14 protein-coding genes are annotated in these 14,020 nt (G+C 61.3%); 6 read left to right on the plus strand and 8 right to left on the minus strand.

The window, feature by feature from the left end:
* Positions 1–332: 332 nt before the first annotated feature.
* Positions 333–1,238: a transcriptional regulator GcvA gene (gcvA, locus tag J3361_RS02750; protein ID WP_207962247.1), complete on the minus strand. Its 906-nt coding sequence runs from the start codon at positions 1,236–1,238 to the stop codon at positions 333–335.
* Positions 1,239–1,344: 106 nt separating this feature from the next.
* On the opposite strand from gcvA, the gene J3361_RS02755 reads away from it, so the two are divergent.
* Positions 1,345–1,953: a LysE family translocator gene (locus J3361_RS02755; protein WP_207962249.1), complete on the plus strand. Its 609-nt coding sequence runs from the start codon at positions 1,345–1,347 to the stop codon at positions 1,951–1,953.
* A 10-nt stretch (positions 1,954–1,963) separates the two neighbouring features.
* Here J3361_RS02755 and J3361_RS02760 read toward each other — a convergent pair whose 3' ends face one another.
* The 4 genes from J3361_RS02760 to xylA all read right to left on the minus strand — a co-directional run bounded on the left by J3361_RS02760 (position 1,964) and on the right by xylA (position 7,286).
* Entirely contained in the window at positions 1,964–3,100 is a 1,137-nt protein-coding gene (locus tag J3361_RS02760) for a sugar ABC transporter permease (protein ID WP_207962251.1), read from the minus strand.
* Positions 3,101–4,657 (minus strand): D-xylose ABC transporter ATP-binding protein, encoded by a 1,557-nt coding sequence (gene xylG / locus J3361_RS02765; RefSeq protein ID WP_207962252.1) that lies wholly within the window; start codon positions 4,655–4,657, stop codon positions 3,101–3,103.
* A gap of 164 nt (positions 4,658–4,821) precedes the next feature.
* Complete coding sequence (gene xylF, locus J3361_RS02770; RefSeq protein WP_207962254.1) at positions 4,822–5,823, minus strand: D-xylose ABC transporter substrate-binding protein; 1,002 nt, start codon at positions 5,821–5,823, stop codon at positions 4,822–4,824.
* A gap of 146 nt (positions 5,824–5,969) precedes the next feature.
* On the minus strand, positions 5,970–7,286 hold the full coding sequence (gene xylA / locus J3361_RS02775; RefSeq protein WP_207962271.1) for a xylose isomerase: 1,317 nt from the start codon (positions 7,284–7,286) through the stop codon (positions 5,970–5,972).
* Positions 7,287–7,441: 155 nt separating this feature from the next.
* Here xylA and J3361_RS02780 point away from each other — a divergent pair, with 155 nt between their 5' ends.
* The 3 genes from J3361_RS02780 (at position 7,442) to J3361_RS02790 (ending at position 10,703) form a co-directional block, all read left to right on the plus strand.
* Complete coding sequence (locus tag J3361_RS02780; RefSeq protein ID WP_207962273.1) at positions 7,442–8,629, plus strand: XylR family transcriptional regulator; 1,188 nt, start codon at positions 7,442–7,444, stop codon at positions 8,627–8,629.
* 448 nt (positions 8,630–9,077) lie between these two features.
* On the plus strand, positions 9,078–10,205 hold the full coding sequence (locus tag J3361_RS02785) for a saccharopine dehydrogenase NADP-binding domain-containing protein (RefSeq protein WP_207962410.1): 1,128 nt from the start codon (positions 9,078–9,080) through the stop codon (positions 10,203–10,205).
* A gap of 3 nt (positions 10,206–10,208) precedes the next feature.
* Entirely contained in the window at positions 10,209–10,703 is a 495-nt protein-coding gene (locus tag J3361_RS02790) for a DUF2269 domain-containing protein (protein WP_207962275.1), read from the plus strand.
* On the opposite strand, the gene J3361_RS02795 is transcribed toward J3361_RS02790, so the two are convergent.
* Positions 10,700–11,185 (minus strand): thiol-disulfide oxidoreductase DCC family protein, encoded by a 486-nt coding sequence (locus J3361_RS02795; protein WP_207962277.1) that lies wholly within the window; start codon positions 11,183–11,185, stop codon positions 10,700–10,702. The two genes, J3361_RS02790 and J3361_RS02795, sit on opposite strands and share 4 nt — an antisense overlap.
* A 112-nt stretch (positions 11,186–11,297) precedes the next feature.
* On the opposite strand from J3361_RS02795, the gene J3361_RS02800 reads away from it, so the two are divergent.
* Positions 11,298–12,233, plus strand: coding sequence for a hypothetical protein (locus J3361_RS02800; RefSeq protein ID WP_207962279.1), 936 nt, complete (start codon positions 11,298–11,300; stop codon positions 12,231–12,233).
* 43 nt (positions 12,234–12,276) lie between these two features.
* On the opposite strand, the gene J3361_RS02805 is transcribed toward J3361_RS02800, so the two are convergent.
* On the minus strand, positions 12,277–12,513 hold the full coding sequence (locus tag J3361_RS02805; RefSeq protein WP_207962282.1) for a hypothetical protein: 237 nt from the start codon (positions 12,511–12,513) through the stop codon (positions 12,277–12,279).
* 151 nt (positions 12,514–12,664) lie between these two features.
* Here J3361_RS02805 and J3361_RS02810 point away from each other — a divergent pair, with 151 nt between their 5' ends.
* Positions 12,665–13,006 (plus strand): hypothetical protein, encoded by a 342-nt coding sequence (locus J3361_RS02810; protein ID WP_207962284.1) that lies wholly within the window; start codon positions 12,665–12,667, stop codon positions 13,004–13,006.
* A gap of 106 nt (positions 13,007–13,112) precedes the next feature.
* Here J3361_RS02810 and J3361_RS02815 read toward each other — a convergent pair whose 3' ends face one another.
* On the minus strand, positions 13,113–14,015 hold the full coding sequence (locus J3361_RS02815; protein ID WP_207962286.1) for a LysR family transcriptional regulator: 903 nt from the start codon (positions 14,013–14,015) through the stop codon (positions 13,113–13,115).
* Positions 14,016–14,020 lie beyond the last annotated feature (5 nt).

Consider the following 14,020-nt stretch of genomic DNA (forward strand, 5'->3'; position numbering starts at 1 on the left):
GTAGGACGTCCCCGCACCCTGTGGCGAGGGAGCTTGCTCCCGCTCGACTGCGCAGCAGTCGCAAAACCGGTGCCTGCGCAGTATCTGGCGAAAAGAGGCACCTGGTTCGGGGCCGCTTCGCGCCCCAGCGGGAGCAAGCTCCCTCGCCACGGGAAGTAATTTCCTACGAGATTTTCGGACCGCCTCTTGCCGCTACCACTGAACTGCGAGGAATTCTGTGGGAGCAAAGCTTGCTCGCGATGCAGGCGCCTCGTTTCCCTGGGAGACCGCGTCATCTTCATCGCGGGCAAGCCTTGCTCCCACAGCTCAAAGCGGTCAAAGGGCTCGCTCAGTCAATGATCGGGCGGGCAAGCGATGGGCTGATGGACTTGATTCAACAACCACTCAACAAAAACCTGCGTCTCAGCCTCCGCACTCCCCGAAACCCCGTAGTAATAACGGGCCAGCGGCATGCGCAACGCCGGCAGTGGGCAGGCCAGGCGCCCGTTGGACAAATCCCGGCCCAGCAGCGAAGCCGGACACAACGCCACGCCCAGGCCATCGACGGCCGCCTGTAGCACGAGGTGCATATGATCAAATTGCAGGGTCGGTGGGTTGTTCAATGGATCGATCCCGGCGTGTTCCACCCAATCTTGCCAATCACTGCTGCGTGTCCTGCCCGATAACAAAGTGTGCCGGGCCAGGTCGTGGACGCTTTCCACCGGTACGTTTTTCAGCAACGACGGGGCGGCGACCAGCAGCAGTTCGTCTTCCAGCAACAGGGTGGGCTGCACCTCGGCCGACCAGCCGGCGTGTCCACGGCGAATGACCACGTCGAACGGTTCCCGTGCGGGATCCGGGGGCCGGGTGCTAGTGACGACCTCGGGCTTGATGTCCGGATGGCGCGCCATGAAGTCCGGCAGCCGAGGGATCAGCCAGCGCACCGCGAAGGAGGGGCGTACGTTGATGGTCACTTTGCGTTGGGCCGCGCTGCGCGTCAGCGCCGTGGCGGCGTTGGCGATCTGGGTCAGGGCTTCGCTGACCTGCTCATAGAAAACCCGACCCGCCGGGGTGAGCAAGGATTGCCGGGTTCGACGTTCGAACAGCAGTACGCCCAGGCGCTCTTCGAGCAACTTGACGTGACGGCTGACGGCGCTGTGGCTGACGTGCAGCTCTTCGGCGGCGCGGCTGAAACTCTGGTGGCGAGCGGCAGCGGCGAAGGCGCGGACGGCGTTCAACGGGGGGAGGTTGGTGATCATGTGTCTAATTTAGTCACATATGCGGCGCAATTAAAGCGTTTGTCAGCCTCCTGCTGCCACGCCACCCTGAAGGCCACAGCAATTCGCCTTCAATGTGGAGTAATGCATGGCCGGTTACGGACTTTTTCTGATCCTGGCGACCCTGACGGTGCTCAGCCCGGGCCCTGGCGTAGTGCTGACCCTGTCCAATGCCTTGCGCCATGGCTGGCGCGGTGCGCTGCCGGGTATCTTTGGGATCGCGACGGGCGCGTTTATCGTGGCGGCTATTTGCGCCAGCAGCTTGGGCTTGATCCTGGCCGCCTCGGCGACGGCTTTCACGCTGCTCAAATACATCGGGGCGGCGTACTTATTGTACCTGGGCATCAAGATGTGGCGCACACAGCGCTTTATTCCTGAACTCAAAACCACGTCGCCGCGCCCGTGGCGGCGATTCATCGAGGCGCTGTCAATCCAATTGCTCAACCCCAAGGCCGGGTTTTTCTTCCTGGCCGTGTTCCCTCAGTTCATCAAGCCGGAGGGCGATGACTACCGCCAGTTTTTCTTGCTGGTGTCGTCCTACAGTGTGCTCGTCCTACTGGTGCATTCCGGTTATGCCCTGACGGCCCAAGCCGCAAGAGGCTGGCTCTCCACGAACAAGGGCGCGAGGATTGTCGGCAAGCTGTCGGGCATCACTTTCCTGTGCTTCGGCGTGTTGATGGCTTCTGCCAGCAAGTGATGGATACAGGTCAACGACGGCCCGTGCGGGTACTCACATCCACCCACACCGCCAGCACCAGGATGCTGCCTTTGACGATCATCTGCCAGTAGCTGTCGACGTCGAGCATGGACATGCCGTTGTCCAGGCTGGTGATCACCAGCGCACCGAGAAGAGCGCCGTAGACCGTGCCGGAACCGCCGCGCATGGAAGTGCCGCCGATGAAACACGCGGCGATGGCGTCCAGTTCGCCCATGTTGCCGGCCGAGGGTGAGCCGGCGGCCAGGCGCGCGGTATTGACCACGCCGGCGAGGGCGCACATCACGCCCATGATGCCGAAGATCCACAGCTTCACCGCCTGCACGTTGATGCCGGACAGGCGCGTGGCTTCCATGTTGCTGCCCACCGAATAGACGCGTCGGCCGAACACGGTCTGGCTGGTGACGTAGCTGAACACCCCGAGCAGGATCAGCAGGAGCAGCACCGGCACCGGGATGCCGTCGTAGCTGTTGAGGGTATAGACGAACCCGGCCAGCACCGCGCCGATCAACACCACGCGCAACCCATCACGCACCAGGGAATGGGCCGCCAGGCCATGGAGCGCGCGGTTGCGCCGTTGTTTCCAGGTCAGGAACAAAGTCAGGGCGAACAGCAGGATGCCCAGCCCGGTCCCCACCGTGTGCGGCAAATAACCCTGGCCGACATAGACCAGCTCCGGTGACACCGGGGCAATGGTGGTGCCGCCCGTCACGCCCAGCAGGATGCCGCGAAACGCGAGCATGCCACCCAGCCCGACAATGAACGACGGGATGCGCAGGTAGGCGGTCATGTAGCCGTTTCCCAAGCCGATCACCAAGCCGCACAGAGCCACCAGACTCAGGTTCGCCAGCAGCGGGATGTGATAGACCACATCGAGGATCGCCGCCAGGCCACCTAATAGCCCAAGCAACGAGCCCACCGACAAATCGATCTCGCCGCTGATGATCACCAGCACCATGCCGCAGGCCAGGATCCCGGTGATGGACATCTGCCGCAGCAGATTGGAAAGGTTGCGCGGGGTCAGGAAGCCGCCGTCGGTCTGCCAACTGAAGAACAGCCAGATCAGCGCCACGGCGATCACCAGCGCGAGCATTTTGTAGCGGGAAAACAGCTGTTTGACCTGATTCATCTACGCGGACTTCCGATCGTTATTGTTATGGCCATCGGGATGGCTGAGCGCGGCGGCGAGCACCTGTTCCTGGGTCAGTTCGTGGTTGATGAAGTCGCCGCGCAACTGGCCGTCGCCGATCACCAGGACGCGGTCGGAAACCCCCAGGACCTCGGCCAGCTCCGAGGACACCATGATGATGGAGACGCCTTCGGCCGCCAGGGCGCCCATCAACTTGTAGATCTCGTACTTGGCGCCGACGTCCACGCCGCGGGTGGGCTCATCGAGGATCAGCACGCGGGGTTTGGTCAGGAGCATTTTCGCCAATACGGCTTTTTGCTGGTTGCCGCCGGAGAGGCTGGTGATCGGCAGGAACGGGCTTGCGGTCTTGAGGTGCATGCGCGCGATTTCCTTGTCGATGCTGCCCAGTTCGGCTTCGGCGTCGATGCGGGTCAGTTTTGCGTAGTTGTCCAGCACCGCCAGGGTGATGTTCTGGCCCACCCCCAGGTCGGGAATGATGCCTTGGCGCTTGCGGTCTTCGGGGACCATGCACAGGCCGGCGCGGATCGACTTGAGTGGTGTGCGGGTGTCGATCTGTTGACCGCCCAGCCAGACTTCGCCTTCGTAGCGACCGGGGTAGGCGCCGAACAGCGCAGAGACCAGTTCCGTGCGACCGGCGCCGACCAGCCCGGCGATGCCGAGAATCTCCCCGCGCTTGAGGACGAATGAAATGTCGTTGACCCGCTTGCGCTTGGGGTTATCGACGTCGTAGCAGGTGACGTGGCGCGCCTCGAAAATCACCTCGCCGATCTCATGGGGTTCGGTGGGGTAGAGGTTGCTCATTTCCCGCCCGACCATCTGGGTGATGATCTTGGGAATGTCCATGTCCGCCATGGCGGTGGTGGCGATGTGTTTGCCGTCGCGTATCACCGAGATGGTGTCACACACGGCGGCCACTTCATCGAGCTTGTGGGAGATGTACACGCAGGCCACGCCCTTGGCCTTGAGGTCGCGGATGATGTCGAGCAGCACCTCGATTTCCGAGCGGGTCAGGGCCGAGGAGGGCTCGTCGAGGATCAGCAGTCGCGCTTGCTTGTTCAGCGCCTTGGCGATTTCCACCAACTGCTGGTAGCCACCGCCGTACTGGGAAACCGGCAGCGAGACGTTCATGTCCGGCACTTTGAGTTCACGCATCAGGGCTTCGGCGCGGTGGATCATCGCCGGGTAGTTCATGCGTCCGCCGGGCAGCGTCAGCTCGTGGCCCATGAAGATGTTTTCGGCCACCGACAGGTCGGGGACCAGGGTCAGTTCCTGATGAATGATGACGATCCCGGCGGCTTCGGTCTCGCTGATGGACTGTGCCTTGAGCGGCTGGCCGTCCCAAATGATCTCGCCTTCCCAAGTGCCGTAGGGATAGACCGCCGACAGCACTTTCATCAGCGTGGATTTGCCCGCGCCGTTTTCACCGCACAGGCCGACGCACTCGCCCGGCCGGACCTTGATATCGATGCCGTTAAGGGCTTTGACACCGCCAAAGGTTTTGACGATGCCGTTCATTTGCAGCAGGTAGTCGGACATGGCAAGGGCTCGTAAATAAAGGCTCGCACAACATAAAACCTGTGGGAGCGAGCCTGCTCGCGAAGAGGCCGGCACATCCAATACCATCATCGGCTGTGACGCCGCCTTCGCGAGCAGGCTCGCTCCCACCAGGATTTTTGCCTAACCAAGGATCCGTGCCTGGATCACTGCCCGGCGATCTGCGCCTTGGTATAGAACCCGTCCTTTTCCAGCAGGTCGATGTTGTCCTTGGTCAACGGCGTGGGGGTGAGCAGGATGGTGTCGACTTTCTTGCTGCCATTGTCGTACTGCGAGCTGAAGGTCGGTTTCTCGTTGCGGGCCAGTTGCACCGAGAGCTTGGCGGCTTCGGAGGCGATCAGCTTCAGCGGCTTGTAGACGGTCATGGTCTGGGTGCCGTCGATCACGCGCTTGACCGCCGCGAGGTCGGCGTCCTGGCCTGAGATCGGCACCTTGCCGGCCATTTTCTGCGCGGCCAGGGCCTGGATGGCGCCGCCGGCGGTGGCGTCGTTGGAAGCAACGATGCCATCGATCTTGTTGTTGTTCCGGGTCAGGGCGTTTTCCACGATGCTCAGGGCTTCGGTGGGGTTCCATTCCTTCACCCACTGCTGGCCGACAATCTTGATGTCGCCCTTGTCGATGGCCGGTTGCAGCACCTTCATCTGGCCTTCGCGCAGGACCTTGGCGTTGTTGTCCGTAGGCGCGCCGCCGAGCAGGAAGTAGTTGCCCTTGGGCGCAGCTTTCAGCACGCCGCTGGCCTGCATCTCGCCGACCTTTTCGTTATCGAAGGAAATGTAGGCGTCGATATCGGCGTTGAGGATCAGTCGGTCATAAGAGACGACCTTGATCCCGGCCTTCTTGGCTTCGGCGACGGCGTTGGTCAGCACGGTGGCGTTGAACGGCACGATGACGATCACATCGACGCCACGGGAGATCAGGTTTTCAATCTGCGAGATCTGCTTCTGCTCGTTGGCATCGGCGGACTGGACGAAGACCTTGGCGTCGAGTTTTTCCGCCGCCGCGACGAAGTAGTCACGATCCCGCGACCAACGTTCCAGGCGCAGGTCATCGATGGAGAAACCGATTTTAGGATGGGTCGCATCGGCCATGACCGGAAGCGAGAGCAGGGCGAGGGCGCCGGCGAGCAGGGTACGTTTGAAGCTTTTCATGTGGTGCGTCCTTTTATTGTTGTTTGAAAGACACTGCCTGACGATGAGCGTGATACCGGGTAGAACTGTAGAGCGTTGCAGGGCGCCGTGGGCACAGATTTGTCGCGCGAATGTAACAGCCCCTGTGTCCCGACCATTGCCCGTTGTCAGGCGTAGATAAACCGATTGACCACGTTCTCGAGCATCTCCTGGCGACCGCTGACGGCCTGGGGATTCAGGTCGTTGGTAAAGGCGTGCTCGGCCAGCGATTCCAGGCTGAAGTCGCCGGCCAGGACCGCTTTGCCAAACGGTTCTTGCCAGCCGGCATAGCGCTGGTCCTTGAACTGTTGCAACTGGTCGTTCTGCACCATGGCCGCCGCGCGCTCCAGGGCGAGGGCGAGGACGTCCATGGCGCCGACGTGGCCGTGGAACAGATCGATTTCGTCCAGGCTCTGGCGTCGGACTTTGGAATCGAAATTGAACCCACCATTGCCGAAGCCACCGGCCTTGAGGATTTCATAGGTGGCCAGGGTCATTTCCTCGACGCTGTTGGGGAACTGGTCGGTGTCCCAGCCGTTTTGCGGATCGCCGCGGTTGGCGTCGATGCTGCCGAAAATCCCCAGGGAGACGGCCGTGGCGATCTCGTGGTGGAAACTGTGACCGGCCAGGGTGGCGTGGTTGGCTTCGATGTTGACCTTGATCTCGTTTTCCAGGCCAAACTGCTGCAGGAAGCCGAACACCGTGGCGCTGTCGTAATCGTACTGGTGCTTGGTCGGCTCCTGGGGCTTGGGTTCGATCAGCAGGTCGCCCTTGAAGCCGATCTTGTGCTTGTGCTCGACCACCATGCGCATGAAGCGGCCCAGCTGTTCGCGCTCGCGTTTCAAGTCGGTATTGAGCAGGGTTTCGTAGCCTTCACGACCGCCCCATAGCACGTAGTTGGAGCCCTTGAGGCGCTGGGTGGCGTTCATGGCGCTGAACACTTGGGCGGCGGCGCAGGCGAACACCTGCGGATCCGGGTTGCTGGCGGCGCCAGCGGCGAAACGCGGATTGCTGAAGCAGTTGGCGGTGCCCCACAGCAGCTTGATCCCGGTTTGTTCCTGATGGCGTTCCAGGTGGTCGACCATCTGGGCGAAGTGTTCGCGGTATTCCTTGAGCGAACTGCCTTCCGGGGCGACATCGGTGTCGTGGAAGCAGTAGTAGTCGATGCCCAGTTTGGAGAAGAATTCGAAGGCCGCTTCGGCCTTGCCGATGGCCACTTCCATCGGATCCCCGGCGTGCTGCCACGGGCGCTTGAACGTGCCGGCACCAAACACATCCGACCCTGGCCAGACGAAGGTATGCCAGTAGCAGGCCGCCATGCGCAGGTGCTCGCGCATGGGTTTGCCGAGCACCAGTTTGTTGGCGTCGTAATGACGGAAGGCCAATGGTGAATCGCTGGCGGGGCCCTCGTAGCGAATCGTGTCGACACCGGGGAAGTACGGCATGTGCGGGTTTCCTTTTTATTCTTGGCGGTGTCCCGATACTAACGCCGGCCCCGTGGCTGCTGATTATGAAAATCACCAACGGGCAGTTCGATTTTGAGTATTGAGATTCGCCGTGTGCGCGCCTAGTCTGTGACGACTGGCACAGGGTTAAACCAATGAAAACCGTCCCGCCCGTTCACCGCATTGCGCTGTTGTTCAATGGCAGCAAGATCTACGACCGTGGCATCATCAGCGGTATCGGCAACTACCTGAGCAGCACGCGTGCGTCCTGGGACTTGTTTCTCGAGGAGGATTTTCTCTGCCGCTTGAAAGGCATCGAGCGCTGGCAGGGCGACGGGATCATCGCCGACTTCGACGACCCGCTGATCGGCGAGGCGCTGGCCGGGATCAAGCTGCCGGTGGTGGCGGTGGGCGGTTCCTATCAGGATGACCGCGCCTACCCGAAGGGCATTCCCTACGTCGCCACCGACAATGACGCGTTGATGAAGTTGGCCTACGAGCACCTGATCGAGGCCGGGCTGACCCGCTTCGCCTGTTTCAGCCTGCCCGAAGCGCAAGCCAATCGCTGGGCCCAGGAACGGGAGAAAGCCTTTCGCCGATTGGTACAGCGTAATGGCCTGCACGCCGAGGTCTATCGCGGCATGGGCACCAGTGCACCGCTCTGGGACAGCGCCGTCGAACAGCAGATCGCCTGGTTGCAAAGCCTGCCCAAACCCATCGGCATCATCGCCGTCAGCGACGCCCGCGCCCGGCAACTGCTGCAAGCCTGCCTGACCGCCGGCATCGCTGTACCGGAGCAAGTGGCGTTGATCGGCATCGACAACGACCCGCTCACCCGCAGCCTGACGCGGGTGCCGCTGAGTTCGGTGATCCAGGGCACCGAAACCATGGGCCGCACCGCCGCGCGCCTGCTCCACCAGATGCTGCACGGCATGCCGTCCACGGGCACGCAGATCCTGGTCCCGCCTGATGCGATCAACGTACAGGTATCGAGCCTGCATCAACCGTTGGGCAATCCTTATGTCATGCAGGCACTGCTCTTCATCCGCCAATACGCCTGCCAGGGCATCAAGACGGCCCAGGTGGCGGCTTACGTAGGAATATCGCGCTCATCCCTGGAAGCGCATTTTCGCAAGGAACGGGCCTGCAGCGTCCACGACGAAATCCTGCGCTTCAAACTCGCCGCCGCCGCCAACGGACTGGAAAACACCGACGCGCCGATTGCCGACATCGCCCAGAACTGCGGCTTCAAATCGGCGCAATACCTGCACACCGTGTTTCGCCGCGAATTCGGCTGCACGCCCCGGGAGTATCAGCAGGGGGCAAATGCGGCCGCTCACTGACCCTCTGCCGAACCGCTCTTGATGAACTGACCCACCACCGAACCGCTCTTGTGGCGAGGGAGCTTGCTCCCGCTGGGGCGCGAAGCGGCCCTGAAACCAGGCACCCTGGTGTGTCAGGCTAATTGAGTTGACGACATGGGGCTGCTGCGCAGCCCAGCGGGAGCAAGCTCCCTCGCCACAAAGGCAACAGCCTGCGCCTGTTGAACTGCCCCACCACCGAACCGCTCTTGTGGCGAGGGAGCTTGCTCCCGCTGGGGCGCGAAGCGGCCCTGAACCCTGACACCTTGGTGTGTCAGGCTAATTGAGTTGACGACATGGGTCTGCTGCGCAGCCCAGCGGGAGCAAGCTCCCTCGCCACAAAGGGACAGTGACCCACCGCTGGGGGTACACCACCGAGTCTTTCTTGTGGCAAGGTGCTTGCCTCATCGAATATTTAGGGACGGATGGAATGGCGCTCAGGGTCATGGTGGTCGGTGGGTATGGAAATTTCGGCAGTATCGTTTCCAGGCATCTGGTGGTGATGCCAGGCGTGCAATTGGTTATTTCCGGGCGTGACGCCCAAAAACTGCAGCGCAAAGTCGATGAGTTGAACACTCAATCGAACTCGGTGTGTGAAAGTTGGTGCGGCGACGCCATGGGGCCGGGCTTCAAATCCGTCCTTGGCTCGATGAACATCCAATGGGTCATTCATACCGGCGGCCCCTTTCAAGGGCAATCCTATGCAGTCGCCGAGAGCTGCATCGACGCGGGCGTGAACTACTGTGACCTGTCCGATTCCAGAGCCTTTGTCACCGGCATTGGCGCACTCGACGCCAGGGCAAAACAGGCAGGCGTGGCGATCCTCAGTGGTTGCAGCTCAGTGCCGACGCTCTCGGCCGCCCTTATCGATCAGCAGCGGTATCGATTTAAACGCATCGACACCATCGAACATGGCATTTCCTCTTCGGCCAAGATGCCGGGGTTGTCCACCGTCGAAGGCGTCCTCGCCTATGCGGGCAAGCCGATCAAGCAACTCAGGAATGGCCGGGTGCATGAGGTCCTGGGATGGCAGGATCTGACGCTTCGCAGATTGCGGCACATGGGGACCCGGGTATTGGCCAATGTCGACGTGCCGGACATGGATATCTTCGCCAGCCGCTATGGTGCCCGGAACCTGAGCTTCAAGGCCGGCGCAGGCCTGAAGCTAGGCGGCATCGCCAACTACCTGCTGGCCCAGGCAATGCGGATGGGGCTGGTGCGTGATCATGTTATTTGGGCCGCCAGGCTACATCGGTGGGGGCTCTGGTTCGAACGATTTGGCGATGGCAAAAGCGCAATGTACATCGACGTCCATGGCATGGGGGCCAATGGCGAACCGTTGTCGATGAACGTGCAACTCACCGCCATGAACGATAAGGGCCCGGAGATTCCCAGCTGTGCAGCCGTTGCGTTGGCGGCAAAAGTCGCCCAAGGGTATCTGCCCGAACCCGGTGCTAGGGCCTGCGTGGGTGAAATCAGTGTCGACGAATACATGGCCGCCATCAACGACCCCGAAAACTTGAGCCTGTCTGTACACTTCTCTGACGAGCAGGGCTGACAGATGCTCTATCTTTGCCTGAAGTACCTCCACATCATTGCTGCCATTTTTCTCTTCGGCTTCGGCATGGGGTCCTATCTCTACCTGATCGCGGCCAGCCGCACCGCCAACCCTCAGGTCATTGCCCACGTGGCCAGGACGGTCGTTCAGTTCGACACTTGGATTACCACGCCCGCGGGCTTTATTCAGATAGGGACGGGCTACCTGCTGCTGAGGCTGGCCGGACTTCCCCTGACCACTGAATGGGTCATGACGTCGCTGATCATCTTTTTTTGCGTGGGCGCGCTCTGGCTTCCGGTACTGGTGCTCCAGAAGCGGCTACATGTGATGGCTTCGAACGCGGTTGGGGACGGGCGGGCGCTCGATGATCGATACTCATCCGTGTATCAAAAGTGGTTCTGGATGGGTGTTTTTGGATTTTTGGGGATGTTTGTCATTGTGCTGATCATGGTGACGAAGATGACGCCACTTCAGTGGATTGAGCTATTGGCGGGCTAAGTACCGATCCGCTCCACCGGATTGCTCTCAGGCGTTGGCATCTTCAAGAAACGTCGCTCATGATCCGGGCTCGGCAAAAGGCACACGTCGTACTTGCCAAACAGCCGATAACGATTCAGGGCAATGCGATCGTAGGCCCAATCCCGAAACACGCGGGGGACGTAACGCAGCAGTTGCACCGGACGCCAAACCCAGGGCAGTAGGGCAACCACTTCAAGAATCGCCTCCGAGCGCACCCAGTAAATTTGGTCGCGAACCACGGCCATGGTGTCGAACTGCTGCAAGGGCAAGCCCGCCCAGGCCAGCAACGCTTGTCCTTCAGGCGACTGGACGGAGGCCAACCGCACGCGTCGGTCGCGGTCATGGCGGATCAGGAACTTCGCCCAGCCATTGCACAGTTTACAAACGCCGTCGAACAGGACCACTGTCTCGCCTGGCTTGAGCAAGGGCGCGGGTGAAGGGCGGGTCTGGGAGATGGGCATGATTGGGGGTCTACACGGCGCTTGGTTACCCGGATAATACGCCTGTTCCAGCGTCAAAGGGCGTCCCGAAGGGGCGCTCGACCATGATGATTTCAAGGGCATGATCCGATCCATGAGCGATGACATCTACAACCTGTTCACCCGCTTCCAGACCCCCGATCCTGGCATCGGCCCACGGGAGCGGGCGCCGATGCTGGCTCAGGAACTGGCCTGGGCGCGCGAGCGTGCGACGATGCATCGCTTCAGCTGGGTCGTGGTGCTGGTGCCGCCGTTGTGCCTGGGCCCGGTGTTGCCGGGTATCGTGTTTCTGCTGGGGCTGCTGGCCTATCAGGGGTTATCCGCTCCAGGCGTTGACCTTGACCGGATCATCGGGGCCTCCTTTGGCTGGCTTGTGCTCGCCACCTTGCTGTTCATGGCGGCGTGGATCGTGCACAACGTCTGGCGTGATACGCGCGACCCGACCAAGCGTTATTGGGCGTCGATGCCCGATCAAGGGCTGGTCGAGCTCGAACACCATACCCTGGTTTCCGGCATCTGCCTGTGGTCCAACGACTATGACCCGGATTGCAACACCCTCATGCAATGGTCCGACGGCAAAGTGAAGTACGTGCAGGACAGCGGTGTGTCGCAATGGATCCTGGCCCGGACCGCGGCGGGGCATTGGCTGGTGCTCAAGGAGCAGTTTTCGGGCGACTTCAGCTACGGTCGGGTAGGGCAAATGCCGGCGTCGGACAAGCTGCTGCAACCCCGTCAGGAACTGGCGATCGCTTTCGCCCCCGGTACGAACCTGCCGCTGGGCCGGCGTTTCGACGGTGCGCCGATGCCATTGATGGATACGCCGTACTGGCTGTCTGCCGATGAACTCAAGCGCCTGGACGAGGCCGCCCATCACTGGAATTTCTTACCGCCGAACCGCTATGGGGTGGTCAATGACCAGGATGCCGCGTGGGTGCAACGGCTGGTGGACAGGGCGCAAGCCAGTGTTGGGCCGCAGCCGGCAGGGGGCTGCTGCGCAGCCCAGCGGGAGCAAGCTCCCTCGCCACAATGAATCGAGCACATTCCACGAAGGCCAGCCTGTCATTGGCCGGGCGCTAAAGCCACGTATCCACCACCCGCCGATCCAACTCCTCCCAATCCGCCATGCCTAATACCCGCATCGTGTTCAACCCGCGCAAATAACCTCGCAGTTGATGGGCCGTGGCCCGCTTGAGCTCCGGATCAGGTTCGGTGTCGCTCAACAGCACGCTTTCGTACTCGACCAGATAGTCCGCCACCCGCTCACGGAAGTCGGGCAATACCGCGTCGCGGATCAGATCAAACGTTCTCATGGATAGACCTCATCAATCTTTCTCGGCTTGCAACTATTGCTAGGAGTAATAGTGACCATTACCAAATGCAAGTTCTGCTTTGCCGGCAATCATTGGAAAATCAGCGCCATCGAACACGCAGCCCGTATTTTTGTTTTCAGGACCCCAACCCATGCGCCGTTTATTTTTGCTTTCCCTGGCGTTTTCCCCGTTGCTGCTGGCCGGTTGTGCCTCGGCACCGAATGACCCGACGCTGACCTTGCAGACCAGCAAGACGCCGGCCCAATACGCCGAGTGCGTCGTACCCAAATTGCAGGGCAATGCCTTGAACCCGTTGGTATCCCAGACCCAGCGCAGCTACCGCATCGTGGTGCCGAGCAAGGTGTCGGCGGACAACGTGCTGGAAGCCTACAAGGCAGGCAGCGGCGGCAAGGTGTTCATCTACGAGCGCCACCTGCTGGCTTCCAATCTCTTGCCTTCAAGTTTTGAACGCGCCGCACAGGAATGCATCTGACCGGCCCGTAAACGTTTTTCACCGTGCTCCTTTGGTTGGCCGCAACCAACCAATTCCCTTGCCCCGCACCGTCTTCGGTCGCGGGGCTTTTTTTTGCCTGGCGGTTTCAGGTTAGCCAATCTTGCGCCCGGAGGAATTCGATGAGCGCTTTCAGGGCCGGCGGCACATGGCGTCGGCTGGGGTAGTAGAGGAAAAACCGGCTTGGCGGCGCTTTCCATTGCGCAAGCAGTTCCGTGAGATGCCCGTTGCGCAGGTCGTCGCGCGCCAGCTCCTCGTACACGTAGGCAATCCCGGCGCCATCTTTTGCCGCCTGGATCATCAGCGCATCGTCTTCAAGAATGAGTGGGCCGGTGACGGACAACCGGATCGGTTGCCCCTCTGCCTGATACTCCCAGGTGTAGAGCTTGCCGCTGGGAAAACGCCGGGCGATGCAGGCATGGTCGAGCAAGTCCCGTGGCGCCTGGACGATCCTCTTCGCGGCCAGATAGGTTGGCGCCGCCACGGTCACGAACGATTGAGGGAGCCCGACAGGGACGGCGATCATGTCGCCGGCCAGGCTTTCGCCAAAGCGCACACCAGCGTCAAACCCGCCGCTGACGATGTCGGTCAGGCCATCATCGGTGACCAGGTCCAGTTGAATGCGCGGGTATCGGGCCACGAATGGCCCGAGCACCTTGGCAAAGACCGCACGCGCCGCCGGACGCGCCACGTTGAGGCGAAGCTTGCCGGCGGGTACGTCCTGCAGCGAGGTCAGTTGCGCCAAGGCATCGGCAATGTGCTGCAGGGTAGGGGCCAGCGTTGCCAACAGCTGATGGCCAGCCTCGGTCGGGGTAACGCTGCGCGTGGTGCGGTTGAGCAGCCTGACACCCAGGCGTCCCTCCAATGCACGCATCGCATGACTCAATGCAGAAGCCGAAACGCCACGCTCATCGGCGGCCTTGCGAAAGCTGCGATGGCGAGCGACGGCGGCAAAGGCATCCAATTCGGACAAATCGGGGTTGTGACTCATGAATA

Origin of the sequence: Pseudomonas sp. OA65 (assembly GCF_017498305.1) — a bacterium.
Taxonomy (GTDB): Bacteria; Pseudomonadota; Gammaproteobacteria; order Pseudomonadales; family Pseudomonadaceae; genus Aquipseudomonas; species Aquipseudomonas zanjanensis.

What these genes read in the sequence shown, in the direction of transcription:
- J3361_RS02815 (WP_207962286.1), bottom strand. Translation starts at nt 14,015, where the DNA reads ATGAGTCACAACCCCGATTTGTCCGAATTGGATGCCTTTGCCGCCGTC.
- J3361_RS02755 (WP_207962249.1), top strand. Translation starts at nt 1,345, where the DNA reads ATGGCCGGTTACGGACTTTTTCTGATCCTGGCGACCCTGACGGTGCTC.
- xylA (WP_207962271.1), bottom strand. Translation starts at nt 7,286, where the DNA reads ATGCCGTACTTCCCCGGTGTCGACACGATTCGCTACGAGGGCCCCGCC.
- gcvA (WP_207962247.1), bottom strand. Translation starts at nt 1,238, where the DNA reads ATGATCACCAACCTCCCCCCGTTGAACGCCGTCCGCGCCTTCGCCGCT.
- J3361_RS02790 (WP_207962275.1), top strand. Translation starts at nt 10,209, where the DNA reads ATGCTCTATCTTTGCCTGAAGTACCTCCACATCATTGCTGCCATTTTT.
- xylF (WP_207962254.1), bottom strand. Translation starts at nt 5,823, where the DNA reads ATGAAAAGCTTCAAACGTACCCTGCTCGCCGGCGCCCTCGCCCTGCTC.
- J3361_RS02760 (WP_207962251.1), bottom strand. Translation starts at nt 3,100, where the DNA reads ATGAATCAGGTCAAACAGCTGTTTTCCCGCTACAAAATGCTCGCGCTG.
- J3361_RS02780 (WP_207962273.1), top strand. Translation starts at nt 7,442, where the DNA reads ATGAAAACCGTCCCGCCCGTTCACCGCATTGCGCTGTTGTTCAATGGC.
- J3361_RS02805 (WP_207962282.1), bottom strand. Translation starts at nt 12,513, where the DNA reads ATGAGAACGTTTGATCTGATCCGCGACGCGGTATTGCCCGACTTCCGT.
- J3361_RS02795 (WP_207962277.1), bottom strand. Translation starts at nt 11,185, where the DNA reads ATGCCCATCTCCCAGACCCGCCCTTCACCCGCGCCCTTGCTCAAGCCA.
- J3361_RS02785 (WP_207962410.1), top strand. Translation starts at nt 9,078, where the DNA reads ATGGCGCTCAGGGTCATGGTGGTCGGTGGGTATGGAAATTTCGGCAGT.
- xylG (WP_207962252.1), bottom strand. Translation starts at nt 4,657, where the DNA reads ATGTCCGACTACCTGCTGCAAATGAACGGCATCGTCAAAACCTTTGGC.
- J3361_RS02810 (WP_207962284.1), top strand. Translation starts at nt 12,665, where the DNA reads ATGCGCCGTTTATTTTTGCTTTCCCTGGCGTTTTCCCCGTTGCTGCTG.
- J3361_RS02800 (WP_207962279.1), top strand. Translation starts at nt 11,298, where the DNA reads ATGAGCGATGACATCTACAACCTGTTCACCCGCTTCCAGACCCCCGAT.